The organism is Litoreibacter ponti, assembly GCF_003054285.1.
GTDB lineage: Bacteria > Pseudomonadota > Alphaproteobacteria > Rhodobacterales > Rhodobacteraceae > Litoreibacter > Litoreibacter ponti.
Genome location: NZ_QBKS01000002.1, coordinates 400,515 through 425,536, shown reverse-complemented (window position 1 = coordinate 425,536; position 25,022 = coordinate 400,515). Strand labels below are relative to the sequence as shown.

Genomic DNA, 25,022 nt, shown 5'->3' with positions numbered 1-25,022 from the left:
GCCTAGAGCAAAGGGCGCTTGGGCGTCTGATGGCGTATTCGCTCCAGATCATGGGCGGTGAGGCCGATGTCCCGGGCCAGATGATCTGAAATGTCGCGGGGAATATGGTCGAGACGACCCGCAGGCTTCCTGTGCCATTTGGGAAAGGAAAGCCGGGCGCGCAAACGCGTGAAAAGCACCATGGTGCACCTCCATAAATTCAGGATTTCTTGAAATATCGCCCGTGGCGCGCACGGTTTCAAACGCCATTGCTTGACAGGACTTGTCTCAAAAAGTCACAAGTGTTTGCATGTCCCGCACCCTGCCTCCGCTCAATGCCCTGCGTGCCTTTGAGGCGGCCGGGCGACATCAGAGCTTCTCCGGCGCGGCCGAAGAGCTGCATGTCAGCCATTCGGCCATCAGCCGCCACGTGCGCGGGCTCGAGGATCGGCTGGGGGTGCAGCTGTTCCGGGAGGCCTCGCGCGGCGTTGCCCTGACACAGGCGGGCGCGCGCTACCTCGCGCAAGTGACGCCCGCGCTCGATGTGATCGCCGAGGCGACGGAAGCCTTCCACGACACCCCGCGCGGGCGATTGGTGGTCAATTCGGAGCCGACATTTGCGATCAAGTTCCTGATCCCGCGCTTGGCGGAGTTCGAGGCCGCGCATCCGGAGGTCGAGCTGCGGCTGGAGGCCAGCCAGGAATTGGCCGATCTTGCGCGCTACGAGGCCGATCTGGCGATCCGGTCGATCGCGAGCGGCAAGCCCGAGCAGGCGAGCGAGCTGATCAGCAATGCGCCGATGCGGGTCTACGGCGCGCCGTCTCTGGTGGGCAAGGGGCTGGACGCGCCGGAGCAGGTCCTGCAATTCCGCCGCTATCAGGATCGCCATGGCAATCCCTGGGGGCAGTGGGCCGCGCAGGCCGGGCTCGATCCGGCGCTGTTTCCGGCCCCGGACTGGAGGATGCGGTCCATGCTGTCGCTGGATGCGGCACTGGCCGGGCACGGCGTGATCTTGTGCACGGGGGAAGTGACGGCGGATGCGTGTGCCCGCGGGCATCTGGTGCAATGCCTGCCCTATGCCGTACACTCGGGCAGCTACCACTTGGTTTTTGGGGAGGGTGCACGGCGCAGGGCCCCGGCGCGGGCGTTCCGGGACTGGCTGATCGATATTACCGCGCCGTACCGGGTGGATGAATATCAACCAAATGGTTGAATATCGCTTTTGCCTGCCTGTTGCGCGTGTGGTGCCTGCGGCGTGCTGTCCCGCCTCGGTGTAATATTGGAAATATATTTTAGAAACAATGAATTAGTGGTCTACATGGTCCCTGTTGGGTGCCGTTGACTCTGCCGCCTGCGCGCCGTATCCACTGCCCAAACCTGCCCGTGGGGTGTTTTTGATGTCCGATGATCCAGAAAAGGCGCAGCTCGACGCGCTGAGCGAACGGATTGAAGACCTGAAACGCTCGGCTGCGACCGAGGCACCGCGGGGGGATGAGCACTTTTCGGGGGCCCAGCAGGGCTGGCGGATGGTGACGGAACTGGTGGCGGGTCTTCTGATCGGCCTGAGCTTGGGATACGGCCTCGATTGGCTGTTCGGCACATTGCCGATCTTCCTTTTGCTCTTCACATTGCTGGGCTTCGGGGCGGGGGTGAACGTTATGATGCGCACCGCCAAAGAGGTCCAAAACGAACATTTTGCCCGGGACGCGGGCGGCGAGAAGGACGACACACATGGCGGATGAAGCAAAAGGCGGCGCGCTGGAATTCCACCCGATGGACCAGTTCATCGTGAAGCCGCTGTTCCCCGAGTACGGTCAAGTCGTTTCGGTTGATGGCGGCACTGGGACGCTGTCGGGCGGGCAGACCGTCAATCTCTCCGCAGATCAGATTTCGAAATTTGAAGCTGGCGAAAACGTGAAAATCAGCCTGTATGAGTTGGGCTTGCAGACAGTCAATGCATTCACGATCACCAATGCGACCTTGTGGTTTGCGCTGGCCATCGTGGCGGTTGTGCTGCTGCTGGTCTTCGGCACCTCGCGCCGCGCCATCGTGCCGACCCGGAGCCAATCCATCGCAGAGTTGATCTACGGCTTCGTGCACAAGATGGTGGAGGACGTCTGCGGCAAGGAAGGCCTCAAGTACTTTCCCTACATCATGACGCTATTCATGTTCATCCTTGTCTCGAACTTCCTTGGCCTGCTGCCGATGGCGTTTACGACCACGTCCCACATCGCGGTCACCGCAGTGCTGGCCATGGCGGTGTTCCTGGCGGTGACGATCCTGGGCTTCGTGAAGAACGGCGCGGGCTTCCTGAGCCTGTTCTGGGTGTCCTCCGCGCCGCTGGCGTTGCGCCCGATCCTGGCCCTGATCGAGGTCATCAGCTACTTCGTGCGCCCGGTCAGCCACTCCATTCGTCTCGCCGGCAACATGATGGCAGGCCACGCCGTGATCAAAGTGTTCGCAGGCTTCGCCGCGATTGCCGCCATCTCGCCGCTGTCGGTTCTGGCCGTCACCGCCATGTACGGGCTGGAGGTGCTGGTGTCAGCGATCCAGGCCTACGTGTTCACCATTCTGACGTGTGTCTACCTGAAGGACGCGCTTCACCCGCATCACTAACGCAGCGGTGGGTCGCGACGACCCACCCTACGACCGCATCACCAAAATTCCATCGTAAGGAGATAAAGACATGGAAGGCGATATCGCAGAAATGGGTAAATTCATCGGCGCAGGCCTGGCCTCCGTCGGCATGGGCGGCGCAGCCGTCGGTGTGGGCAACGTGGCAGGTAACTACCTGGCCGGCGCCCTGCGCAACCCCTCCGCCGCTGCTTCGCAGACGGCCACTCTGTTCATCGGCATCGCATTCGCGGAAGCCTTGGGGATCTTCTCGTTCCTCGTGGCGCTTCTGCTGATGTTTGCCGTCTAAGCAGACCGACGACTATCCTTACGGTCGGGCGGGCCCTATGGTTGGGCCCGTCCGATGTAAGACCCAACACTGACATTCCGAGGGGCCATCATGGCAACTGAAACCGCTGAAGGAGCGAAAGAAAGCGCGGGCATGCCGCAGCTGGATTTCTCGACCTTCGACAATCAGATCGTCTGGTTGGTGATCACGCTGGTGGTCATCTACTTCGTGCTGTCGCGCGTCGCACTGCCGCGCATCGGCTCCGTTCTGGCCGAGCGGGCGGGCACGATCACCAATGACATTGCCGCGGCCGAAGACCTCAAGCAGAAAGCCATCGAGGCGGAAGCCGCCTATGACAAGGCACTTGTTGACGCCCGCGCCGAGGCTGGCCGGATCGTTGGCGAGACCAAGCAGGCCATTCAAGCCGATCTGGACAAGGCCATCGCCGAGGCAGACGCAGAAATCGCGGCCCGCACCGCCGAAGGCGAAAAAAAGATCGCGGCGATCCGTGAAAGCGCGGCCGAAAGCGCCGAAGCTGTCGCCAAGGACATCGCCAAGGACATCGTCAGCGCCGTGTCGCCGACCAAGGTTGACGCCAAGACGGTCACCGCCGCTGTCAGCGCGAAGATGAAAGGGTAGAATGATGACCAGACTGCTCCCCCTCTTCTTCGTTGCGGTGCTGCCCGCCCCCGCGCTGGCCGCAGGCGACAAGCCGTTCTTCTCGCTGGCCAATACAGACTTCATCGTGCTGCTGGCCTTCCTGCTGTTCATCGCCGTGCTGTTCTACTTCAAGGTGCCGGGCCTGCTGGGCGGCATGCTCGACAAGCGGGCCGAGACCATTCAGGCCGAGCTCGACGAGGCCAAGGCGCTGCGCGAAGAGGCGCAGACGCTGCTCGCCTCCTATGAGCGCAAGCAAAAGGAAGTGGCCGAGCAGGCAGAGCGCATTGTGGCAGACGCCAAGCGCGACGCCGAAGCTGCCGCAGAGCAGGCGAAGGAGGATCTGAAGACCTCGATTGCGCGCCGTGTGCAGGCCGCCGAGGATCAGATCGCCAGCGCCGAGGCCGGAGCCGTTAAGGAAGTGCGCGACCGCGCCGTCTCCGTCGCCATCGCCGCTGCTGCGGAGGTGATTGCCGCCAAGACCTCTGCCGCCGATCAGAACAGCCTGATCGACGACGCCATTGAGCAGGTCGGCTCCAAGCTGCACTAACGACGCCGCTTCACCCAAATTGCAAAGCCCCGGTGCCTGACGGTCCCGGGGCTTTTCTACATTCTTGATCTGGCGCCCGTGGCGGGCCGTGGCTCAGACGCCCCGGGCCTGCGCGTCTTTGAGCAGCGCTGCGAGCCGGAAAAACCCATGGGCCATCTTGGTGTAGGGTGTGAGCAGGAAGAAGCTTGCCACCGCGCCGAGATGCAGGGCGAGCAGGGCTGGCATTGCGACGGTCTGGCCGAGCGCGTAGAGCGCGAGACCGCTGGCCGCGACCATGCCGAGCAGGCCGACGAAGGCGGTATCGGCCGCGGTGGTCTCTGGGTCCGACAGGTGCGCCTCGGCACGGGCCTTCAGCGCCAGCATCCACACGCAGCCCGCCGTCAGCAGCAGCCCGCCGGTGATCCCGAAGAGCTTGGGCAGCGACCAAAGGGAATAGGGGGCGGGCATATCGAAGCCGTAATGCAGGATCGTGCCGGTGCTGGTCGAGGCGAAGCACAGCAGGAAGCCGTACATCACCGCGTGGTGGGCCATGCGGCGGGCGGGGGTGAAGCGCGCGCCCTCCTCGAAGTTGCAGCCTTCGCCGTGCCCGCCTTTCAGGTTTCTCATCTGTGCGGCCTGGGCCAGCGCATCCCGCCACTGCGCCAGCGTCGGGCGCGCCCCGCCGACGTCGCGCCAGTAGCGGCGCAGACCGAGCGCCAGCGCGGCCAGAGGCAGCAGGAAGAGCGGCGCGAACAGCGCGATCATCGCGGAGTGGGACAGCACAGCGTAGAAGCCTGTGCCGCTCGCGGGGGCGGGCACGGCTTGGATCAGGAGAAAGAGCGCAGCAATGCCGAGCAAGGTGGCAGCCACCGTGGCGTAGGCGTGGCGGTGAAACAGCCGGGCAAGCGGCGCGGGCCACGCGTAGTCCTGCCAGCTTTGTGTGCGCACCTGCGCCAGCGCCTGCGGCAGGTTCAGGGCGAACTCGTGCGGCTCGGTGTATTGGCAGGCGTAGTAGCAGCCGCAGCAGTTGTGACAAAGATTCGCGATCTGGGTGATGTCGCCATCGGCGAAGGCGCGCAGCCGTGTGATGGCCGGGAAGGCGGAGCAGTAGCCCTCGCAATAGCGGCAGGCATTGCAGATCTGCAGCTGGCGGCGGGCCTCGTCATGGGGAGTGCCTGTCGCGAGATCGGGGGTGTCATCATACATGGGCCGCGGCCTCCTCGCCTGCGATTTGTCCGAAGACGGTGCCGATGGTCATGCCAAAGCCCGCCAGATAGCCTTGGCCCAGGATCGAGCCTGCCATGATTTCCCCCGCTGCCCAGAGGTTGTCCATGCGCCCGCCCGCGCCGGTGACCCGCGCGGTCTCGTCGACCTTGAGGCCGAGATAGGTGAAGGTCACGCCGGGGCGCAGGGAGTAGCCGTAGAAGGGCGGCTCGATAATGGGCCGCGCCCAGTTGGTCTTGGGTGGCGTGAGGCCTTCGGTGGCGAGGCCGTCAAGCTCTGTTGCATGGAAGGTGCCGGGGCGGCAGGCGGCGTTGAACGCGTCGATGGTCTGGCGCAGCTTTGCGCCGGGCAGGCCAAGTTGCTGGCCCAGACCTTCGATCGTGTCGGCCTCCACCGGGGGGAACACCGACGGCATGAACAGCTCCCGCGACGTCGCGTCGATGATGACATAGGCGACCTGATCGGGCTGGGCGGCCACCAGACGGCCCCAGATGGCGTAGCGCTTGGGCCAGATGTCTTCGCCCTCGTCGTAGAACCGCTCCGCATCGCGGTTCACCACGACCGAGAAGGGCACGCAATCCAGCCGGGTCACGATGCCGCCGTCGAATTTGGGCGCGCGCCCGTCGATGGCCACGGCGTGGCACTGGGTCGGGTCGCCCACGCTTTCCATGCCCTGATCGAGCAGGTCTTTCAGAACCACGCCCCGATTGTAGGGCGTGCCGCGGATCAGGAAGTTCTTGGCGGCGGGCCCCCACGCGCGGGCGAGCCAGTTTGTATCGGCCTGAAAGCCGCCCGAGGCCACGATCACCGCGCCGGGGGTGAAGCGATACGCGACCTCGTCGAGACGCGCGGTCACCTCGGTGATCCGGGTGTCGCTGACGCTAAGGTGATCGACATGGGCGTTGTAATGCAGATCGATCCCGGCATCCTCGGCCTGGGCGTAGTAGGCGTTTACCAGCGCCTTGCCGCCGCCCAGAAAGAACGCGTTTGTGCGCGACAGGGACAGGGTCCCCGAGAGGGAGGGCTGGAAGCGCACGCCATGGGCCTCCATCCAGCAATAGGCCCGCTCAGACGCGGCGATGGCGAGCTTTGCCAGCGCAGGGTCGGTGTCGCCCTTGGTGACCTTCAGCAGATCGTCGAAATACTCATCCTCGCCGTAGCTGCCGGTCAGCACGCCCAAAGGGCCGCGATGCATACAGCGGAAGTTCCGGGTGTGGCGCGAGTTGCCGCCGCGATAGGGCTTCGGCGCGGCCTCGAGCACGGAGACGTATCTGCCCGCCTCGCGCGCGCAAAGCGCCGCCGTCAGCGCGGCATTACCGCCGCCGACCACCAGAATGTCGGGGGTAAGGTTTATCTCTGCAGGTTTTGACATCGTGTCCACGCTTGGGTAAGTATTTTGTATCCGAGTGGATACAAAAGGCAAGCCCAATGTCGGACACCCCCAAATCAAGCGGTGAACACGCCTATGATGCGCTTCTGGCTGAAATCCGTGCGGGCCGCTTCGCGCCCGGGGACCGGCTGCGCGAAGAGGATGTCGGCGCGCGCCTTGCGCTGTCGCGCACGCCGGTGCGCGAGGCGCTGCGCCGGCTGGAAAGTGACGGCATCGTCGAGCACCGCCCGCGCGTCGGCGCGGTTATCCGGGCGCTCAGTCACGCCGAGGTGGTTGAGCTCTACGAGATGCGCATGGTGCTGGACCGCACCGCCGCCGAGATGGCCGCCAAGCACGGCGCGGCGGCGGAGTTCGACGCGCTGGATGCGCTCAACGACCGGATCGAGGCGGAGCGGGAGGATCCCGCGCTGGGCGCCGCGATCAATCAGGATTTCCACCGCGGGCTTTGTCTTGCCGGGCGCAACCGCTTTTTGCTGGAATCCGCGCGGGCGCTGACCAATGCGCTGCTCCTGCTTGGCCCGACGACCTACACCGATCCCGAACGCATCGACGTGGTCGTCCGGCAGCACCGCGCCATCATCACCGCTCTGCGCGACCGCGATGCGGAGGCGGCGGGGGCGGCCGCAGAGGCGCATCTGCAAACCTCTTTGCTGCACCGCCTGAAGGGGCTGGGCGGGTGATCCCCATCGCGGTTGCCTTTGCGGTGGCCGCGGGCGGCGTCGCGGCCTTCATGGCGCTGGCCTTGCCGCTGCCATGGCTGCTTGGCCCGATCTGCGCCTGCCTTCTGGCGGCATTAATGCGCGTGCCGCTTGGCGGGATTCCAGTGCTCAACGAAGGGATGCGCACGATCCTTGGCGTTGCCGTCGGCGCGACGCTGACCCCGACGGTTCTGGCGAGTGTCCCGGCGATGTGGCCGACCCTGTTGCTGGTGCCGGCCCTTGTGGCGGCGATCGGGCTGATTGGTGTTCCGTATTTCCGGCGGTTGTGCGGCTATGACCTGCCGACCGCCTACTACGCGACGATGCCCGGCGGCCTGCAGGACATGATCGCGTTTGGTGAAGAGGCGGGCGCGAATGTCCGGGCGCTGAGCCTGATCCACGCGACCCGCGTGCTGGTGATCGTGGTCAGCCTGCCGTTCTTGATGCGCGGCGTCTGGCAGGCGGACCTGACCCGGCCACCGGGTGAGGCGGCGGCGAGCCTGCCCTTGTGGGAGCTGGCGGTGATGGCGGTCTGCGCCATCGCGGGCTGGCGCATCGCCAAGCGGGTCGGCCTGTTCGGGGCGTCGATCCTTGGACCGCTGATCCTTGCGGCCATCGTAACCCTCTCAGGCGGGCTGCATCACCGCCCCCCGGCGGAGGCGATCTGGGCCGCGCAATTCTTCATTGGCATGGGGATCGGCTGCAAATACGCGGGCATCACATGGGGCGAGGTGCGCCGTGATCTGGCCGCGGGTCTGGGGTTCTGCGTGATCTTGATCTTGCTGACCCTGGTCTTCGTGGAAGCGATCTACAGCCTGGAACTTGCGCCCGGCATGGAGGCGTTGTTGTCCTTCGCGCCGGGCGGGCAGGCGGAGCTGACCGTTCTCGCGCTGGTCGTCGGGGCGGACGTGGCCTTCGTCGTGGCGCATCATGTGCTGCGCATCTTCGTGGTGATCCTTGGCGCGCCGCTCGCCGCGCGGCTGTTCAGCGCGCGGCGTCCGGGTTGATCACATGGATCGGCGCGCCCGCGGCGAAGGCGTTGACCTGCTCGAAGATGTCGCGGAATTGCAGGTCGAACTCGTCCTCCGTCACGTAACCCAAATGCGGCGTCGGCAGCACGTTGGGGTGGGTCAGAAGCACATGATCCGTGTCGCGCAACGGCTCGGTGTCGAACACGTCGACGGCGGCGTGGATGCGTCCGCGCGCGATCTCGGCCTCCAGCGCGCCGGGCGCGATGAGCCCCGCGCGCGACGTGTTGACCAAGAGCGCGCGCGGCGCCATCGCCGCAAGGTCCTCGGCGGTGATGATCCCGCGGGTCGCAGGCTTCAGCCGCACATGCAGGCTGACGATATCGCTTTGCGCGAAGAACGCCGCGCGACTTTCGGCGACCTCTTCCCCATCCGCCCGCGCCCGCGCGCGGCCTTCCTCTGAGGACCACCAGACAATCTCCATCCCAATGGCGCGGGCATAGGCCGCCACCGCACGGGCGATGCGACCGTAGCCATAGAGCCCCAGACGGCGGCCGCGCAGGGTGCGCCCGACGCCCATCTGCCAGCCGCCGCTGCGGATCGAGGCGACCTGCTCAGGGATCTGCCGGTAGCTTGCCAGCATCAGCGCCAGCGTCATCTCGGCGGCGGCATAGGACGGCGTGTCGCTGTGCATGTTCGAGCAGAGCGTCACCCCGTTGCGCGTGCAGGCCTCGACATCGACATGGGGGTAGACGGAGCGCTGCGAGATCAGCCGGAGCGCTGGCAGGCGGTCGAGCAGCTCGGACCCGACCCGCGTGCGCTCGCGGAACAGTACCAAGGCCTCGGTCTCGGCCACCCGGGCGGCGAGCTTGGCGGGGTCGGGCTCGTGGTCGGTCCAGACCGTGACCTCGTGGCCGTCGAGCAGCGAGAAGCAGGGCAAAGTGCGCAGCGTGTCGAACCAGTCGTCCAGGATGTGAACCTTCATTGAATCATTCCCGCAAGCTCGGCCTGTATGGCGGTTCGGCAAGGATTTAGCGGCATTGGGGCCTCCGTGTCGCTGGGCTGCAAGTCAGTGTCTCTCAGAGAGATCACCGGATCAATTCCCCTGCCAGATCGCGGATGGAACGAACACCTCGCCCCGGGCGAGCAGGCGGGCGGTTCGGGTAAGCCCGGCAGAGATCACCTCGAACGCATCTCCATCACGGCGATAATCCATCGAGACGTCCAGGACCCCCATGGGGTGCTCCAAGTGCAAGGTGGTCGGGCCGTGATCGGGCAACGCGGCTGTGATGCCGTCGCCGACGGTGCCGGGGCAAAGCAGGCAGGTCGCGAGGCATTGCGAGCCGGTGACCGCAAGGCTTGGGTGGCAGTTACGGGGCATGAAGTAGCGCGTCAGCGCGGTGCCGCCCGCGACTGGCGGCGCGATCAGGCCAAATTTGGGCGTGACCGAGGCTGATACATCGCCCATCCCCATCAGCGCCCCCGCCTTTTGGCGCAGAGGCTCCATGCGCGCATAGAAGTCGCGGTTGTCGTCCAGCTCCGCGGCGCTCTCGAGGCCGGTCAGGCCGAAATCCGCGGCCCGCGCGATCACCATCGGCATGGCGACGTCAATGCAAGAGACCGCGATGCCGTCGATCACATCAATGCGCTCGCCGGTGGGAAACATCGCCCCCGTCACCCCGCCGGTGACGTCCCTGAACATCAGCTCCACCGGGGCGGCGGTGCCCGGCACCCCGTCGATGCGCGCCTCGCCCGCATATTGGACCGCGCCGCTCTCGGTTTGAACGATGGCGCTCACCCGGGCGCCGGTGTTGACGGCACGGATGCGGATTTCGGTGCGTGGCCCGGTGGGCGCGATGAGCCCCATCTCCAGCGCGGCGGGTCCGACGCCCACAAGGATGTTGCCGCAGGTTGGCTTGAAGTCGACCTGGCCATCGGTGACGCTGACCTGCGCGAAGAAATAGTCGATATCGGCCCAGTCATCGTCCGAGCGCGACAGCATCGCGACCTTGGTGGTCACCGCAGCCCCGCCGCCGATCCCGTCAATATTGAGCGGATGGCCGGAGCCGATCATGGCGATCAGGACCTGCGCGAGGGTCTCGCGATCGGTGGGCAGATCGGCGCGGTTCAGATACGGCCCGCGCGAGGTGCCGCCCCGCAGGAAGTGAAAGGGGATCGCGGTTTGGGTCATGGGGTGGCCTCGATACTTGCGATGAGCGCGTCGGTGAAACTGTCGGTGCTGGCCGTGCCGCCCAGATCGGGCGTGCGGGTCTCTGGCAGAACCACGGCCAGCGCGCGCTCGATGCTGTCGGCGGCTGTGGCTTCGCCGCGGTGTCGTAAAAGCATCGCAAGCGACAGGATCAGCGAGACGGGATTGGCGGTGCCCTCGCCTGCGAGGTCCGGTGCGGAGCCGTGCTGCGCCTGCGCGACGGCGTGCTCTGCCCCGTGGTTGAGCGAGCCCGCGAGCCCCAGCCCGCCGCCCAACTCTGACGCGAGATCAGACAGGATGTCGCCGAACATGTTGGTGGTCACGATCGTGCCGAACTGCGCCGGGTCGCGCACCAGATGAGCTGCGGCGGCGTCGACGAGCATCTCGTCGTAGTGCAGGTCCGGGTGGTTGGCCGCGACTTCGCGGCAGCATTCAAGATACAACCCGTCGGAGACGCGCATGACATTGGCCTTGTGCACCGCGGTCACCCGGGCATGGCCGACCCGGGCGGCGTGGGCGAAGCCCGCGCGCGCGATGTTCATCGACGCCGCGCGGGTGATCCGCCGAAAGGCCAGCGCGGTGTCGGGGTCGGGCATGAATTCGCCCGGGCCCATGTGCATGTTGCGATCGGCGTAGAAGCCTTCGAGGTTCTCGCGCATCACCGTCAGGCTGAACGCGGTCTTCGACGCATGGGGTACCCCGGCCCAGGTGCGCGCCGGGCGGACATTGGCAAACAGCGCGAGATCCTTGCGCAGCACGCCGGACGGGTTCAGGCCACCCTCGGCCACCGCCGGGTAGTCATTGTGGGAGACAGGGCCAAGGATCACGCCATCTGCCGCCCGCGCCGCCGTGCGTAAATCATCGGGCAGGGTGGTCCCGCTGGCCTTGAGCGCCGCGAAGCCGATCTGGGCCTCCGTGACCCGGATCGGGCGGGTGCATCGCGGGGTCACCGCGTCGAGCACGCGGCGGGTGGCCGCCATGATCTCTGGCCCGATGCCATCACCGGGCAGGCAGAGCAGATGCAGCAGCGCCCCCATCAGCCCAGCGGCCAGGGCAGGTCCACCGCGCCTTGCAGAAGGCCTGCGGGAAAGTCGCGGTTCAAAAGCCACGCCATCGCGCACATGAAGGCGAGCCCGGCGGCAGTGTAGAGCGCCGCGTAGCCCATCCCGCGTCCGGCGCGCAGGTGGATGAAGCTGAATAGGAACAGCGCCAGCGCCAGGATGAAGCCGAGCAGGTAGGTCAGCAGCAATAGCCCCGCGAACCACGCCAGCGTTGACCACAGGCCGTGGCGGCTGTCTTCTTCGACCTCGCGGTCGGCAAACAGCGCGTGGGTCTCCGGGCGGATCATCATCTGCACCAGCAAGATCACGCACGCCACGATGGCGACGCCGGAGACGAAGCGCGGGAAGACCCGGTCGGCGCTGGCGTAGTCGGGGATCATCGCGGCGTTGGTGAAGGCCACCAGCAGGTAGCCCAGCACCACCAGCAGGAAGATCAGCGGCGCGCGCTTGGAGCCGGAATTGACCGCGCCCTCGGCCATGATGGTCTTGGCCTGCCGCAGGCCCACGACGACCGAGATCAGGGTGATGATGATCAGCACGATCACGATGGGGGAGAAGATGTAGTCGAGGCCTTCCTCCATGCTGCGGCGGAAGCGCGAGGCGGCGATCTGCACCGCCTGATTGGCATAGGTTTCTGCCGGGTTGGACAGCACGAAACCGATCAGGAAGGCCGGGCGCGACCAGTCGAAGCGACGCATCAGGATGCCCAGAAACCCGATCGCGAACAGCGCCACCAGGTCGAGGATATCCTGACCGGACTGAAACGCCGCGAAGGCGATGATCATGAACAGGAAGGGCGCCAGCAGCGAGAACGGGATCGTCGTCAGCCGCGCGATCCCGCCGGAGGCCGCGATGCAGATCAGCGTGCCCACGACATTGGCCAGCGCCAGAAGCCAGACGATGGCATAGGTGATGTCGAGGTTATTCTTCAGCATCGAGGGGCCGACCTCGATATTGCCGGAGCCCAGCAGCGCGATGGCCCCGATGAAGATCGCCATGGAGCCGGAGCCGGGGATGCCGAACAGCAGGGTTGGCACCAGCCCGCCGCCCTCCTTGGCATTGTTGGAGCTTTCCGGGCCGATCACGCCGCGGACCTCGCCCTTGCCGAAATTCGACTTGTCCTTGGTGGTCTGCACACTGTGCCCGTAGGCGATCCAGTCCACGACAGAGCCGCCCAGCCCGGGGATCACGCCCACGATCACCCCGATGATCGAGCAGCGCACCGACAGCCAGATATTGGCAAACCAGTCCTTCACGCCCGTCAGCCAGCCTCCGCCGAGCGGCTTGCGATCAGAGATCGCGCGGTCCTGGCGTAGCAGGGCGACGATTTCGGGGATGGCGAAGATGCCGAGGCCCACGATCACCAGTTTCAGCCCGTCCACCAGGTAGGGCATGTCATAGGTCGCCATGCGCAGCTCGCCCGCGCTGTCGCCCTCGCCGATGGTGCCGATCATCATGCCGAGGCCCGCCGCTGCGATGCCCTTGAGCGCCACCCGGCCCGCGAGGATGCCGACCATCGACAGACCGAAGATGGTGATCATCAACAGCTCCGGCGTGCGGAACTCCAGCACGATGGGCCGCGCCACCAGTATGAAGACGGTCAGGAAGGCCGCGCCCACGAGCCCGCCGAACAGCGACGACGCGAAGGCCGCCGACAGCGCACGCGCCGCCTGGCCCTTCTTGGCCATGGGAAAGCCATCCAGCACCGTGGCCTGGCTTGCCGATGACCCCGGAATGCCCATCAGCACGGAGGCGAACGTGTCGGAGGTCGGCACCACCGCCACCATGCCGATCATCAGCGCGAGCCCCAGCACCGGGTCCATGCCGAACATGAAGGGCAGCAGCAGTGAGAGCCCCGCGATGCCGCCCAGCCCGGGGAACACCCCGATGCACAGGCCCATGACGACCCCCATGACCAGATATCCCAGCACGATGGGCTGCGCGATCAGACTGGCCGCGTCCGAGAGCGCGGGCAGGGCAATGGAGAGCGTTTCCATGGATCAGGCTTTCTGCAAGGGACGCTGGGGCCGAAGAAGGGCGGGATCGCTCCCGCCCTTCGGTCGTGGCTTAGTTCAGCGAGACGCCGTAGCGGTCTTTCAGCCAGCCGGTCACAAAGTCCTTGGCCCCTTGCGGCACGTTGGTGGCCGATTGCAGGGCCCCGGTGGCCTCTTCGCCGGTCATCTGCGGGTACTCGCCAAGACGGCCCCCGGAGATTTCGGCAAAGTCGGCACGGGCTTTGATGGCCTCAAACGCCTGCGTGTAAGTCACGACAGCGTCGTTCGACGCGCCCGCGGGCAGGAACACCATCTTTTGCGCCGGGAAGCCCGCGACGAAGAAGGCTTTCCAGGCATCCCACTTCTCACCCGAGGTCTCGCAGCCTTCGGTGGCCTCGCAGACCTCCTTGAAGGTCGGCATATCGGGGAAGGTCGGATCGCGGACGATGTTGCCGTCCGCATCCAGCGCGCCCCAGGACATCATCGGAACGGCGGTGCCGGCCTCGACCAGCGGGGTGACGCCCTTCAGGTAGGAAGACGAGGTCTGGTAGTCGATATTGGCCTCGCCGCGCTCGAACATCAGGCGACCGTCGCCGCGGCCCTTGATGCCGAAGACCGGCTCGACCTGCAGGCCCAACATCTCCCACGCCAGAAGCGGGACGAGGTCCAGACGGGTCGCACCCTGGCTGCCGTAGATGAAGTCCTCGCCCTGCAGGCCGGAGGCATCCAGCCCGTCCATCTTGCCCGCCAGATCGGGGGGCAGGTAGGCCACGCCGCCCGTGCCGGAGGCCAGCACGACGTTCCAGTCGTTATACTCGTAGCGCACGCGCGGATCGCCCAACAGGTAGGGGAACTGGGTGGAGCCGGAGGAGCCGAAGATCAGCGTGCCTTCGCTGTCCTCGAACTTCTGCTCCTGGAACCAGTTGGCCCCTTTGGTCGAGCCCGCACCGGGCATGAATTTCACGACCACAGTGGGGTTGCCGGGCAGCGCCTCGGACAGAAGCGGGGCGTAGAAATTGGCCCATTTGGCGGAGCCGCCGGTCTCAGAGAAAGGGATCACCCATTCGACGGTCTTGCCGCTCAGATCGATCCCGTGGCCACCCGCGGTGGCCGAGGTTGCAAAGCTCGCAGCGGCGGCGGCCACAAGGCCCATCGCCACGCGACGCGTGGTTCTTAATACGTTCATGTTTTCCTCCCAAATCGGGATTCGACAGGGCGAATCCCATAGAAATCGCGGGGTCCTCCCGTGATCATTCCGGCACAATGACGCACAAAGCTTGCATCAAGCCTTCATCGCCGCAACAAAGTGCCCTCATGCGGATCACGTTGATCGAGGACACCGAGAGCCTGCGCAAAGGGCTAACCTACCGGCTGGAGGATGAAGGCCACGTGGTGGATGCCCTTGCCGACGGGCTGGATGCCGATGATTTTCTGCGCCACGAGCGCAGCGATCTGGTGATCCTCGACATCAACCTGCCGGGCCAAAGCGGGCTGGAGGTTCTGCGCGCCCTGCGCCGCCGGGCTGACCCGCGCCCGGTCATCCTGCTCACCGCGCGCGGCGAGACCGAGGACCGCGTGGCGGGCCTGGACGCGGGTGCGGACGACTACCTGGTGAAACCCTTTGCCATCGACGAGCTATTGGCGCGGGTGCGGGCGCTGGCGCGCCGCGGCACGCAGGCCCCCACCCGCAGCGTCGCGCTCGGTCCGCTGGTGCTGGAGCTGGAGCCGCTACAGTTGAGCAGTGAGGCAGGCCCGCTGGATGTGCCGCGCCGCGAGCTGATGCTGCTTGCCGCCCTGACGCGCCCACCGGGCAGCGCCGTGAGCAAAGGGCAGCTGCTCGACGCCGTTTATGGCACCGGGACGGATGCCGATGAGAAGGTGATCGAGGTCTATGTCTCGCGGCTGCGCAAGCGGTTGCGGCCACACGGGGTGTCGATCACGGTGCGGCGCGGCATTGGCTACGCGCTTGAGACCGGCCCGTGAGTCGCGCGCTATCGCTGCGGGCGCGGCTGACGGTCATCATCTTGCTGCCGGTGCTGAGTGTCGCGTTGCTCGCCGGATTATGGCAGTTGGGTCAGGCGCGCGGGACCGCGGCGGATGTGTTCAACCGCTCGCTGCTGTCGGCGGCGCTGGCGGTGTCCAACGATGTGGCCATCTCCGGCGGTGACGCGCTGTCGGAGCGCACGCGCGATATCCTCGCCAGCACCTCCGGCGGCTTGGTCTTCTATCATGTCTTCGCCCCCGACGGGGTCATCGTCGCAGGCTACGCCACGCCGCCCGTGGGCATCCCGCGCACCGGGGTCGAAGCGGCGGAGCCCACCTATTTCGACGCGATCTATCTTGGCCGCAGCGTTAGCGGCGTGCGCCTGCAGACCCGCAGCGAGATTGATGGCGTGACCGGGCTGTTCACCACCACCGTCTGGCAGGACCGCGCCGTGCGCGTGGCGTTCGTGCGTGATCTGGTTCTGCGCACAGTGATCGTGATGTCATCGCTGCTGCTGGCCCTTGGCTTTTTCGTCTGGTTCGGCGTGCGGGTCGGCCTGCGCCCGCTGCTTGATCTTGAGCAGGCCATCGCGCAGCGCTCGCCCGAAGACTTGTCGCCCATCAAGCGCGCCGTGCCCGACGAGGTGGCGGGCATTGTCGCGACGCTGAACCGGCTGTTCGGGCAGGTCTCGCATACGATGAGCGCGCAGTCGGAATTCATCGCCAACGCCGCCCACCAGCTACGCAACCCCATCGCGGGGGTGCTGGCGCTGGCCGAAGCCGTCGTCTCTGCCAAGAGCCCAGAGCAGACAAAGGCGCGGGCCGGGGATTTGCTGAAGGCGGCGGAGACCACGGCCGACTTGAGCCAGAAACTGCTTCTGCTGGAGCGGGCCGAGGCATTACCGCGGATGGTTGAGTTCGCGCCGCTCGACCTGAGTATCGCGCTTCGGGATTGGCTTGCTGAGGTTCCGGAGCTTGCGGCACGGGGTGTGTCGCTGGAGCTTGATCTGCCAAAGGAGCCCGCGATCATCGTGGGCGACCCGGTCATGCTGCGGGAGGCCTGCGTCAACCTGATCGATAACGCCCTGCGCCATGGCGGGGCTGATCTGTCCCGGATCAATGTGCGGCTGAGCGAAGCGGGTCCACGCTGGCACCTGACCATCAGCGATGACGGGCGCGGCATCGCCGACCCCGATCGTGCGCGGGCGACGGAGCGGTTCGTGCAACTGGCCGAGACCGGCACGACCGGCCTTGGCCTGTCCATCGTGCGTGCGATTGTCGAGGGGCACGGCGGCAGCCTGACGCTTTATGATGGGGCGCCGGGACTTCGGGTGGGGATCACTCTGCCGCAGGCCGCGGGGCAGGGCGACGGCTAGGCGCCGCCCTGCCCTTATTGTCTAGCGCTGAAGGCTTTGGGCGAGCCGCATCAACTGAACGGCCTCCGTGCGGTAGCCATAGGGATCATCCCCCTTGGCCCCGTTCGCCAGCGCAATGGCGTCGGCGTAGGACCAATCACCCAGATCCGTGGAGCCGCGCAGCAATTGGCCGAAGCCTGCGATGGCGGCAGCGAAACGGGCCTCGTCACCCGGCGCGCTCTCTTCGACGGGGACGACCTGTTCCAAAAGTTGGCTCGTGGCAGCGCCGGGCTCTATGTAGCGCAGGCGCAGGAAGGCGAGGTCGGTCTCGCTGCCTTCTGCCTTAGGCGCGCCGAAGCGCAGCGGGTCGGTCAGCACGGCGGGGGAGCCCACGGGCGTGACTTCGTAGAGCGCCGTGACCGTGTGGCCCGCCCCGATCTCGCCCGCATCGACGTGATCGTTGTTGAAATCCTCGCGCCGCAGCGCGCGAGTCTCGTAGCCGATCAGGCGGTATTCGGCGACGGTGGCGGGGTTGAACTCCACCTGGATCTTGACGTCCTGGGCGATGGGAAACAGCGCGCCGGAGAGCTGGTCGACCAACATCTTCTGCGCCTCGGCCAGCGTGTCGATATAGGCGGCCTGACCGTTGCCGTTCTGGGCCAGCGTCTGCATCAGCGCGTCATTGAAGTTGCCGCGCCCGAAGCCCAGCACCGACAGGTAAGTGCCGGATTTGCGCTTCTCGGTCACGAAGCCCTTCATCTCGGCATCTGACTGCAGGCCCACGTTGAAATCGCCGTCGGTGGCGAGGATCACGCGGGAGACGTCGCCGTCATCCGACATCTGTTCGGCCAAGGCATAGGCGGCGCGCAGCCCCTCGCCCCCGGCGGTTGAGCCGCCTGCGGAGAGGCGCGCAAGAGCGTCCTCGATCTTGCTGCGCGCGGAGGCTGGCGTCGGCTCCAGCACCGTGCCGGCGGAGCCGGCATAGGCGACGATGGCCACCTGATCCTCGGCGTTGAGCTGGCCCAGCATCAGGCGGAAGCTTTGCACCAGCAGGGGCAATTTATTCGCGTCCTGCATCGAGCCGGAGGTGTCGATCAGGAACACAAGATTCAGCGGCGGGCGTGTTTCCACCTGCGCGCCTTGGATCGCGATATGCATCAGCTGCGTGTCGGGGTTCCACGGGGTCTCGGACACGCTGACGGTGGTCTCGAACGGCGCGTCGCCGTCGGGCGCCGGGTAGTCATAGGGGAAGTAGTTCACCATTTCCTCGACCCGGACGGAGGCCGTATCGGGCAGCTGACCGCGCGTCAGGCTGGAGCGGACCCAGGAATAGCTGGCCGTGTCCACGTCGATGGAGAAGGTCGAAACCGGTTCCTCCGATGTGACCTTGAGCGGGTTCGTCGCGGCGTTGGCGAAGCGGTCATCGGATTGTGCGACCTGCGGCTGGGGCAGACGGTCGCGCAGCAGTTGGCCGCTTGGCGCGGGGGCGGCGGGGCGCATGACGCTGTTTTCGGCCTTGCTGCCGCTGTCGCCGTTCCTGCCAAGGGTCGAGCGGCGGGGCTGCGCGACGGTGTTCGCGGGTGCTTGCTGCAGACGTTTGGAGACAGAGGGCGCCGCGGTTTCTTCGATCTCCATCTCAACGAGGTCGTCGACAAGGTTTTCGGGCGCCTCGGCGGGCATCACGACGGGTTCGATGACGGCCTGCGGCATGGGGCGCGCGAACGGGTCCACCAGCACCACGCCGATCCCGACAATCACCAGTGACGAGGTGGCCAGCATCAGCGGCTTCAGGTTCGAATTCATAAACATCTGCGATAGTCCTTTCAGAAATCCGCCCCGCTGGGGGGCTGTTTCTGTGGGACGTGCGGCGGGGTCGGATTCTTGGAGACGCGCGAAATTTTCTTCGGCCATTCGCAGGGCGATGGTCTTTGCATCGGCCTTCGGGGCCGGGGCGTCTCCCTGCAGGGCGGCGCGGAGCTTGTCGAGTTCATCCATCACTTGGCCTCCTCTGTGGCCATTTCCTTGAGGTGGCGCTTCACCTCTGACATGCGCCAGGCGATTGTGCCCTCGGACAGGCCCAGGACTTGGGCGGTTTCGGCCTGGGTCAGGTCCTCGCCCAAGGTTAACGCGACGGTTTCGCGTAGCTCGGGCGGCAGGGATCGCATGGCGGTTGTTAACCAGTCTTGCGCTTCGCGGGTCTCTTCGGCTTCGGCCGCGCGGCGTTGGAAATCCTCGCCCCAGCCATCGCGCGCCACCCGCCGCCGCTGCGCCTTTCGGGCGCGGTCGGTATTGGCGTTCAGCGCCACGCGGTAGAGCCAGGTTGTAAACGCTGCATCGCCGCGAAAGCCGCGCAGCTTGGCGGGTAGGGCGGCAAGGATGTCGTGGCACAGGTCCTCGGCATCGGCGCGGTGCCCGCAGAGCCGCCAGCACAGCCGGAACAGCCGGTCGTAGTGGCGGCGGATCAGCAGGCCAAAGGCCTCCGCATCCCCTCCACTGGCGGCTTGCGCCAAGGCCTCGTCGCTGGTTTTCATACGCATAGTGATGGTAGGACGCCCCAGCCGCGTCAATCCTTGGAAAAAAGTTGAGAAAGATGTCAAAAACTCAGGAAGAGATTGATTTGGCTTATGAAAATGGCCGTTTTATTCCCGGGGCTCAGGCCTATGCCGACGGGTGGGAAGCCGCCTCAGTGGCGTTCCGGGCCAGGGTGGGCGGCGAATATGACGTCTCTTATGGCGCGCATCCGCGCGAAGCCTACGATCTGATCGCACCTGACACGATCTCCAAGGGCCTGTTCGTTTTCGTGCATGGCGGCTATTGGATCAGCCGCCACAAGGACGATTGGACCTGCTATGGTGAGGGCGCGCATCAGGCGGGCTGGACCATCGCGCATCTGGGCTATCCACTGGCCCCGGAGGTGCGGATTTCCGACATTGCCGACAGCATCGCGCGCGGGATTGCGGCAGTCGCAGCGAAGGTCGACGGGCCAATTGTGCTGGCCGGACATTCGGCAGGCGGGCATCTTGTGGCGCGTATGGCGATGCCCGGAGTGCTGCCGGAAGACGTGCTGGCGCGGGTGCAACATGTGCTGAGCATCTCGCCCGTATCGGACCTGCGACCGTTGCTCGAATTAACCATGAACGAGAACCTGCGTCTCGACCCGGAAGAGGCGGAGCGCGAAAGCCCGGCGCTCGCCCCCGCGCCGCAGACGCCGGTCAGCGTCATCGTCGGCGCGCAGGAGCGGCCCGTTTTTCTTGATCAAGCCCGGTGGTTGGCGGAGGCGTGGGACGCGCCGCACATCGTCTTGCCCGGGCGGCACCATTTCGATGTGATCGACGATTTGCGCGACGCGCAAAGCCCGATGCTGAAAACTGCATTTGGCCACTGATTTCGCATATTCCTGCCAAGATGGCGCGCCATGTCACCGGCAAAGCCATGCGCAGATTTTTTAGGTGGCGAGGGTCTGGCCCGCGTGGCAAACTCTTTAAAAACGTGCGCAGTGCACATATGTGAATAGAAATAACATTTAGAAACGAGGGATATTGATACATGGCCGATTTCGACGCTCAAGTCCGCGAAAGCCAAGAGCAAGTCGCTGAAGCGCAAGGTAAAATTGCCGAGCTGACCAGCAAGATCGAGACCGCGCGCGCCAAGCTGGAAGCGGGCGAGGAGCTTGACCTCGACATCGAAAACGCCTCGCTGGCCGATGTGCATGCCCACACGGCGGCGATGGATGCCAATATTGCAGAGTTGATCATGGGGCTGGACGACGTGACCTCGGGCTTTTCCGAGGATTTCTCGGCCATGCGCGACAAGACCGGCTGGGAAAGCTTCGTTGGCATCTTCTCGAAGGGCAAATCCGAGAGCCTGCGTCAGGAGCGTATGCGCACCGCGTCGATCGACGACAAGCTGCAGGACCTGATCTCTAAATCCGACACCATTGTGGCGCTGCTGCAGGGCCAGCTGAACCTGCTCAACGAGCAGAAGGAAAAGGTCGAGACGAACCTGACGTCGACCTTGGATGACCGCGAATTTACCGTGGGCGAGTTGGAGGCCCTGCGTACCGAGATCGTCGCGATGGACCCGAAAATTATCGAGCTGGAGAACAAAATCTCCGTCGAACAGGACGCCGCCGCCCGCACCAAGCTCGAGACCGAGCTGGCCGAGCTGAACACGCTCTACAACGAAAAAGTGCAGGCAGAGCAGGTCAAGCTCGCCAAGTCCCAGACGCTGGAGCGCTATATCGAACAGGGCAAAACCTGGATCGATTCATTGCAAAATCAGGCTGCCACCCAGATGGTGCTGATCAACAAGCTGGAAACCGACACCAAGCAGCGCGTGGTGCTCTATGACGCGCTGACCAAGTCGCTGAAAACCGCCCAGCAGCAGGACGTCGCCCACCAGATCAACGAGATTGGGGTGAAAACCGACCAAGAGGCCCAATCCGCCATGGCGGGCATCGGGGCGGCCACCAACAAGCGCATGGCTGAGATGATGGAAGCCCATGAAGACCAGATGGTTTTCGCCCGCAAGGTGCTGGAGCAGAAGGCAAAAGCCGATGAACGCTTCGCGCGGCGCTTCGAGAAGATCGTCGAGAAGCACGACAAGAATATCTACGGGGCTTGATGCGTGAACAAGCTACTCTTGGGCTTTGTTTTCGGCGTCCTTTGGATGGTCTTAGCTTTCAACTTAGATTGGGCTTGGCAAGCTTACTTTCCGGGCGCGTTCCTTGTTTTGGTCTGTTTGGTCATTGGCGGTATTTGGAATTCGGCCGCCGACAGCACCGGACGAGGTGCTGATGGTGGAAATTAGGGGTTCCAACCGGTCTGGTGGCAAAGCCTTACAACCTGACGACGTGAACTTGGTGTTGAGGGCCGTTCCCGACCGCGGGCGTCGGGCTGAAAGCCCCCGCCCAGGGGGGCGGTCGGGGGCTGCCCGGTGTTTCACACCGGGCGGGAGCATTGACCTTGACTGAAGACATCGATCTCACCATGGACCACGCGGGTCTGACCGATGACCTTGCTGCGCGGCGCTATTTCGCGAAGTTCGAGCGGATCACCGGGCATCTGGCGCGTGTGGCCGGCGAAATGGAAATTGAACGCACGTTCAGCAAGTCGGACGTGGCGATCATCTCGGATTACGTCGCGCGGATCGCGCGCACCTTTCGCGCGCTCAGCCACAAATACCTGCTGACGGGGCGCGACACCGGCGTGTTCTTTGGCTCGCTCTCCATCGACCGGCATGAGAGTGGCTTTCCGGTTTTCGCTGAGCTGATGAAGATGGCCAATGACGCCCAGCAGGCCGACAAGCATTTGGCAGGCATGCGCAGCGCTGAGGAGCTGAAAGACGAAATGGTGCGCCAGATCGTGGGCGAGCTGACGATCCCCACGAAGCTGCAATATGCCATGTCCCAGAGGCTGTACTACGAGCAGCTGCAAAGGGGTGAGCTGTTCTGGGCCACCAATGACGCGCAGGCGCTCTGGACCGGCAACACGGACGCCCGGCGCACCTATATGCTGCATTGGGGCGTCTATGACAGCCAGCAGAACGTGCCCACGATTTACCTGATGGATGTCGAGGACACCGGCGATGTGGCTCTGCCCAAGGACGCGCGGCGCTGGCCGTCGGTGCAGGCACACCTGACGGCGCAGGGCTCTGCGGGGCTGAAACTGCTGACCATTGCGCAAGGGTTTGACCGGGATTTTGACGACATCCACCCCAAGCGCTTGCGGCGTATCCATGTGGGGCCGATGTATTCGTCGGCATTCACCATGCAAAGCGGTCCGATCCGCGAGGTGCTGGAAGAGGCGCAAGGCGCCGTGGGCGACGACTGGACGCTGGCCTGGACGGTTGAGGATTTGCATTCCGAGCGCACCGAGCTGGAAAAGAAGGGCTGGTTCGGCTCCGTCGAGCGGGAGATTTTCAAGCTCGACCCCTTTGGCGGGCGCGGGGCGGAGACGGGGACCACCTCGATCGAGCGCGCGATCATCCTGCCGCAGCGCCCGTTCCAGGTGCTGGCCGAAAAGCAGCCCGCGGGCTTCCGCGATGTGCGCAAATTTGTGGTGAGCCCCGCAGGGCGGGTTGTGAGCTACAGGTAAGGCGGGCCGCGCGCCCACCAGATTTCTAGGAGATAATATGAGCCAGTCAGCCGATTTGATGGAATTGAGAGAAGACGAGATCCGCAAGCACTACCCCGCTGCGGTCTCGATGCTGGAAGGGCTCGACCACACGCCGCGCATCGCCAAGGCCAAGGAGGCCCCGCAGGCGGAGAAATCCGCAGGGATCGGCACGCGGCGGCGGTTCCGCTCGACCACGCCGGGTCTCGTCACCCGCTCCACCGCTCGCCCCGAAGGCGTGCGCCTGATCGAGCGGGTCGAAGGCGTCGGCGAGGACGCGCTGCCCTCGGCCCTGCAGGCCACGACGCTGCACGGTTTGCGCCGCGCGCTCGCCATCGCCTTGGCCGTGGGGGAGGCATTTTCCGAGGCCACGGGCCTTGCAGAGCTGAAAAAGGAAAACCTCGCGGGCCGCGTCGCCGACAACAGGCGCGCCGAGTTCTCCGAATTGCTCGCAGCCGAAGCGCTCGCCACGCTCTACGCCTTCGCCAACGCAACCTCCTTCCTGCTGGCCTCTCAGGCGACCGAGGCCACCGTCGAGATCGGCGCGGTCGAGGAAATCCTGACCGACAACGCCCAGCTCGCGCTCCACGGCACCCTGTGGGAGCTTGACCAGGACCTGACGCTGTTTGCTACCGACGACCCCACGCTCATCTCCACCGTGCTCGCCTACGCCGAGCAGGTGATGGAAAAGGTCGCCCTGCGCGCCCAGAACGCCCCCCGTCTGCAGGCCTTCCACAGTGCCAGCTACCGCGTCGAGGCGGACAACCTGACGATCAACGGCTTCACCCCCGCCCACGCGGCCAAGGGCACCAAGCTGACGATGACCTTCAAGAAGCCCAACGAGGTCGTCGGCAACCATATTGCCAAATACCAGGCCATGAAGCTCGCCAAGATGCTGATGGCCTACGACTTCGACCGCAAGCTGAACCCGTTTGCAGAGCTTGGCGGCTTCATCTTCACCTTCATGGGCGACGGCGCACCGGGCACGGGGAAAACCACGCTAATCCAGATGATGGCAGGTTTGATCTCCGGCTATTGCGAGACGGCGGGCTACGCCTTCCGCTATCAGAACCTGTCGACCGACAATATCGACAGCTATCAGGGCAAGTCCGGCCAGAACGCCAAGGCCTTCATTAACAACGTCATCGACCCGAACGTCATCGGCTTTGGTACAATCGACGATATCGACCAGCTCGCAGGCAAGCGCGGCGACCGCCAATCCTCCGCCGGACAGCTGGAAATCACCGCCGTGCTGATGGAAAGCTTCGCGGGCGCCAACACCGTGGTGCGCGGCAATTGCACCTTTGGCATGTTCTCCAACTACCCCGAAAATGTCGACGACGCGCTGCGCCAACGGGCCGGTGCGCGCTTCCTTGTCGACGGGCCGCAGACCCGCGACGACTATATCGACATCCTCAACCTGCTCATGGGCAAGAACCACGACATCCCCTTGGGCGATTTCGAACCCTTCGCCGCCCAAGAAATCAAGAAAGCCGTCGCCGCCAGTTTCGAAAGCCACGGCAAGCCCCACGAGGACGGTCTGCTCCGGGTCTATGAGCGGGTCTCCAAGGATATCGGCGCGCTCGACACGCTCGCCAAGCTTGGCACGTATCTGAAAGGTATCCAGGAGGCCGACAACCGCTTCACCGGCCGCGCGATCAAGAACATCACCGACGCGGTGAAGGTCCGCGCGATGGATTTCGAGCTGCCCGATGAGTGGATGGAGGAGCCCGAGCTGTTCCTGTTCAAATCCTATGACGAGAAGAAGGGCATGATCGAGGAACTCCGCCAGCCCATCACCGTCGAAATGGTGATCCAGGAGATCAACCGCTACGCGGATTCCGAGTTCCGCTACGCCGACAAGAGCGACGAGGTCGCCATCGCCAACATGGTCCGCGAGTACGGCCTGACCGAAGAGGCCAAGCGGCGGTATTTGGAGAGTAAGGGATAGTGTTTCCAG

24 protein-coding genes are annotated in these 25,022 nt (G+C 65.0%); 14 read left to right on the top strand and 10 right to left on the bottom strand.

All coding sequences use genetic code 11. From position 1 onward, the window contains the following. Positions 1-2: 2 nt before the first annotated feature. On the bottom strand, positions 3-182 hold the full coding sequence (locus tag C8N43_RS19495; RefSeq protein ID WP_146174240.1) for a hypothetical protein: 180 nt from the start codon (positions 180-182) through the stop codon (positions 3-5). Between the two features lie 107 nt (positions 183-289). On the opposite strand from C8N43_RS19495, the gene C8N43_RS15955 reads away from it, so the two are divergent. The 6 genes from C8N43_RS15955 to C8N43_RS15930 all read left to right on the top strand — a co-directional run bounded on the left by C8N43_RS15955 (position 290) and on the right by C8N43_RS15930 (position 4,088). Beyond that, positions 290-1,192: a LysR substrate-binding domain-containing protein gene (locus C8N43_RS15955; protein ID WP_107846745.1), complete on the top strand. Its 903-nt coding sequence runs from the start codon at positions 290-292 to the stop codon at positions 1,190-1,192. Between the two features lie 184 nt (positions 1,193-1,376). Next, positions 1,377-1,721: an AtpZ/AtpI family protein gene (locus C8N43_RS15950; protein WP_107846744.1), complete on the top strand. Its 345-nt coding sequence runs from the start codon at positions 1,377-1,379 to the stop codon at positions 1,719-1,721. After that, positions 1,711-2,595: a F0F1 ATP synthase subunit A gene (locus tag C8N43_RS15945; RefSeq protein WP_245913058.1), complete on the top strand. Its 885-nt coding sequence runs from the start codon at positions 1,711-1,713 to the stop codon at positions 2,593-2,595. The genes C8N43_RS15950 and C8N43_RS15945 overlap by 11 nt, the downstream gene beginning before the upstream one ends. A 70-nt stretch (positions 2,596-2,665) precedes the next feature. Then, positions 2,666-2,902 carry a F0F1 ATP synthase subunit C gene (locus C8N43_RS15940; RefSeq protein WP_107846743.1) on the top strand — a complete coding sequence of 79 codons (237 nt, stop codon included), beginning with the start codon at positions 2,666-2,668 and terminating at the stop codon, positions 2,900-2,902. Positions 2,903-2,992: 90 nt separating this feature from the next. Next, positions 2,993-3,520, top strand: a complete 528-nt coding sequence (locus tag C8N43_RS15935) for a F0F1 ATP synthase subunit B' (RefSeq protein WP_107846742.1) — start codon at positions 2,993-2,995, stop codon at positions 3,518-3,520. 4 nt (positions 3,521-3,524) lie between these two features. Beyond that, positions 3,525-4,088 (top strand): F0F1 ATP synthase subunit B, encoded by a 564-nt coding sequence (locus C8N43_RS15930; RefSeq protein WP_107847306.1) that lies wholly within the window; start codon positions 3,525-3,527, stop codon positions 4,086-4,088. A gap of 93 nt (positions 4,089-4,181) precedes the next feature. Here the strand turns inward: C8N43_RS15930 and tcuB are convergent, their stop codons facing one another. After that, on the bottom strand, positions 4,182-5,273 hold the full coding sequence (gene tcuB / locus C8N43_RS15925; RefSeq protein WP_107846741.1) for a tricarballylate utilization 4Fe-4S protein TcuB: 1,092 nt from the start codon (positions 5,271-5,273) through the stop codon (positions 4,182-4,184). Beyond that, the gene (gene tcuA / locus C8N43_RS15920; RefSeq protein ID WP_107846740.1) at positions 5,266-6,663 is read right to left on the bottom strand and encodes an FAD-dependent tricarballylate dehydrogenase TcuA; all 1,398 of its coding nucleotides are present in this window, start codon (positions 6,661-6,663) and stop codon (positions 5,266-5,268) included. The genes tcuB and tcuA overlap by 8 nt, the downstream gene beginning before the upstream one ends. Positions 6,664-6,719: 56 nt before the next feature. Between tcuA and C8N43_RS15915 the strand changes: the two genes are divergently transcribed. Both C8N43_RS15915 and C8N43_RS15910 read left to right on the top strand, forming a co-directional pair. Continuing rightward, a complete protein-coding gene (locus C8N43_RS15915) occupies positions 6,720-7,361 on the top strand; it encodes a GntR family transcriptional regulator (protein WP_107846739.1) in 642 nt (213 codons plus the stop codon). Then, positions 7,358-8,386, top strand: a complete 1,029-nt coding sequence (locus C8N43_RS15910) for an AbrB family transcriptional regulator (RefSeq protein ID WP_245913057.1) — start codon at positions 7,358-7,360, stop codon at positions 8,384-8,386. The genes C8N43_RS15915 and C8N43_RS15910 overlap by 4 nt, the downstream gene beginning before the upstream one ends. Here C8N43_RS15910 and C8N43_RS15905 read toward each other — a convergent pair. From C8N43_RS15905 to C8N43_RS15885, 5 genes are all read right to left on the bottom strand, one after another. Next, positions 8,364-9,332 carry a D-2-hydroxyacid dehydrogenase family protein gene (locus tag C8N43_RS15905; RefSeq protein ID WP_107846738.1) on the bottom strand — a complete coding sequence of 323 codons (969 nt, stop codon included), beginning with the start codon at positions 9,330-9,332 and terminating at the stop codon, positions 8,364-8,366. The genes C8N43_RS15910 and C8N43_RS15905 overlap by 23 nt on opposite strands. A 111-nt stretch (positions 9,333-9,443) precedes the next feature. Beyond that, complete coding sequence (locus C8N43_RS15900; protein ID WP_107846737.1) at positions 9,444-10,538, bottom strand: 4-oxalomesaconate tautomerase; 1,095 nt, start codon at positions 10,536-10,538, stop codon at positions 9,444-9,446. Next, the gene (locus C8N43_RS15895) at positions 10,535-11,593 is read right to left on the bottom strand and encodes an isocitrate/isopropylmalate dehydrogenase family protein (RefSeq protein WP_107846736.1); all 1,059 of its coding nucleotides are present in this window, start codon (positions 11,591-11,593) and stop codon (positions 10,535-10,537) included. The genes C8N43_RS15900 and C8N43_RS15895 overlap by 4 nt, the downstream gene beginning before the upstream one ends. Further along, the gene (locus C8N43_RS15890; RefSeq protein WP_107846735.1) at positions 11,593-13,614 is read right to left on the bottom strand and encodes a tripartite tricarboxylate transporter permease; all 2,022 of its coding nucleotides are present in this window, start codon (positions 13,612-13,614) and stop codon (positions 11,593-11,595) included. The genes C8N43_RS15895 and C8N43_RS15890 overlap by 1 nt, the downstream gene beginning before the upstream one ends. 70 nt (positions 13,615-13,684) lie before the next feature. Next, positions 13,685-14,770 carry a tricarboxylate transporter gene (locus C8N43_RS15885; RefSeq protein ID WP_211308628.1) on the bottom strand — a complete coding sequence of 362 codons (1,086 nt, stop codon included), beginning with the start codon at positions 14,768-14,770 and terminating at the stop codon, positions 13,685-13,687. A gap of 155 nt (positions 14,771-14,925) precedes the next feature. On the opposite strand from C8N43_RS15885, the gene C8N43_RS15880 reads away from it, so the two are divergent. Both C8N43_RS15880 and C8N43_RS15875 read left to right on the top strand, forming a co-directional pair. Then, positions 14,926-15,594, top strand: coding sequence for a response regulator transcription factor (locus C8N43_RS15880; RefSeq protein ID WP_107846733.1), 669 nt, complete (start codon positions 14,926-14,928; stop codon positions 15,592-15,594). After that, positions 15,591-16,970, top strand: a complete 1,380-nt coding sequence (locus tag C8N43_RS15875) for a sensor histidine kinase (protein WP_107846732.1) — start codon at positions 15,591-15,593, stop codon at positions 16,968-16,970. Before C8N43_RS15880 ends, C8N43_RS15875 begins: the two co-directional genes overlap by 4 nt. Before the next feature lie 21 nt (positions 16,971-16,991). Here the strand turns inward: C8N43_RS15875 and C8N43_RS15870 are convergent, their stop codons facing one another. Together C8N43_RS15870 and C8N43_RS15865 are read right to left on the bottom strand one after the other, a co-directional pair. Next, positions 16,992-18,944, bottom strand: coding sequence for a vWA domain-containing protein (locus tag C8N43_RS15870; protein WP_170114430.1), 1,953 nt, complete (start codon positions 18,942-18,944; stop codon positions 16,992-16,994). Next, positions 18,944-19,480 carry an RNA polymerase sigma factor gene (locus C8N43_RS15865; RefSeq protein ID WP_107847300.1) on the bottom strand — a complete coding sequence of 179 codons (537 nt, stop codon included), beginning with the start codon at positions 19,478-19,480 and terminating at the stop codon, positions 18,944-18,946. Before C8N43_RS15865 ends, C8N43_RS15870 begins: the two co-directional genes overlap by 1 nt. A 59-nt stretch (positions 19,481-19,539) precedes the next feature. Between C8N43_RS15865 and C8N43_RS15860 the strand changes: the two genes are divergently transcribed. From C8N43_RS15860 to C8N43_RS15845, 4 genes are all read left to right on the top strand, one after another. After that, positions 19,540-20,334, top strand: a complete 795-nt coding sequence (locus C8N43_RS15860; protein ID WP_107846731.1) for an alpha/beta hydrolase — start codon at positions 19,540-19,542, stop codon at positions 20,332-20,334. 161 nt (positions 20,335-20,495) lie between these two features. Beyond that, positions 20,496-21,572 (top strand): coiled-coil domain-containing protein, encoded by a 1,077-nt coding sequence (locus tag C8N43_RS15855; protein ID WP_107846730.1) that lies wholly within the window; start codon positions 20,496-20,498, stop codon positions 21,570-21,572. A gap of 365 nt (positions 21,573-21,937) precedes the next feature. Continuing rightward, positions 21,938-23,044, top strand: coding sequence for a hypothetical protein (locus C8N43_RS15850; protein ID WP_107847298.1), 1,107 nt, complete (start codon positions 21,938-21,940; stop codon positions 23,042-23,044). A 37-nt stretch (positions 23,045-23,081) separates the two neighbouring features. Continuing rightward, a complete protein-coding gene (locus C8N43_RS15845) occupies positions 23,082-25,013 on the top strand; it encodes an AAA family ATPase (RefSeq protein ID WP_107846729.1) in 1,932 nt (643 codons plus the stop codon). Positions 25,014-25,022: the final 9 nt, after the last annotated feature.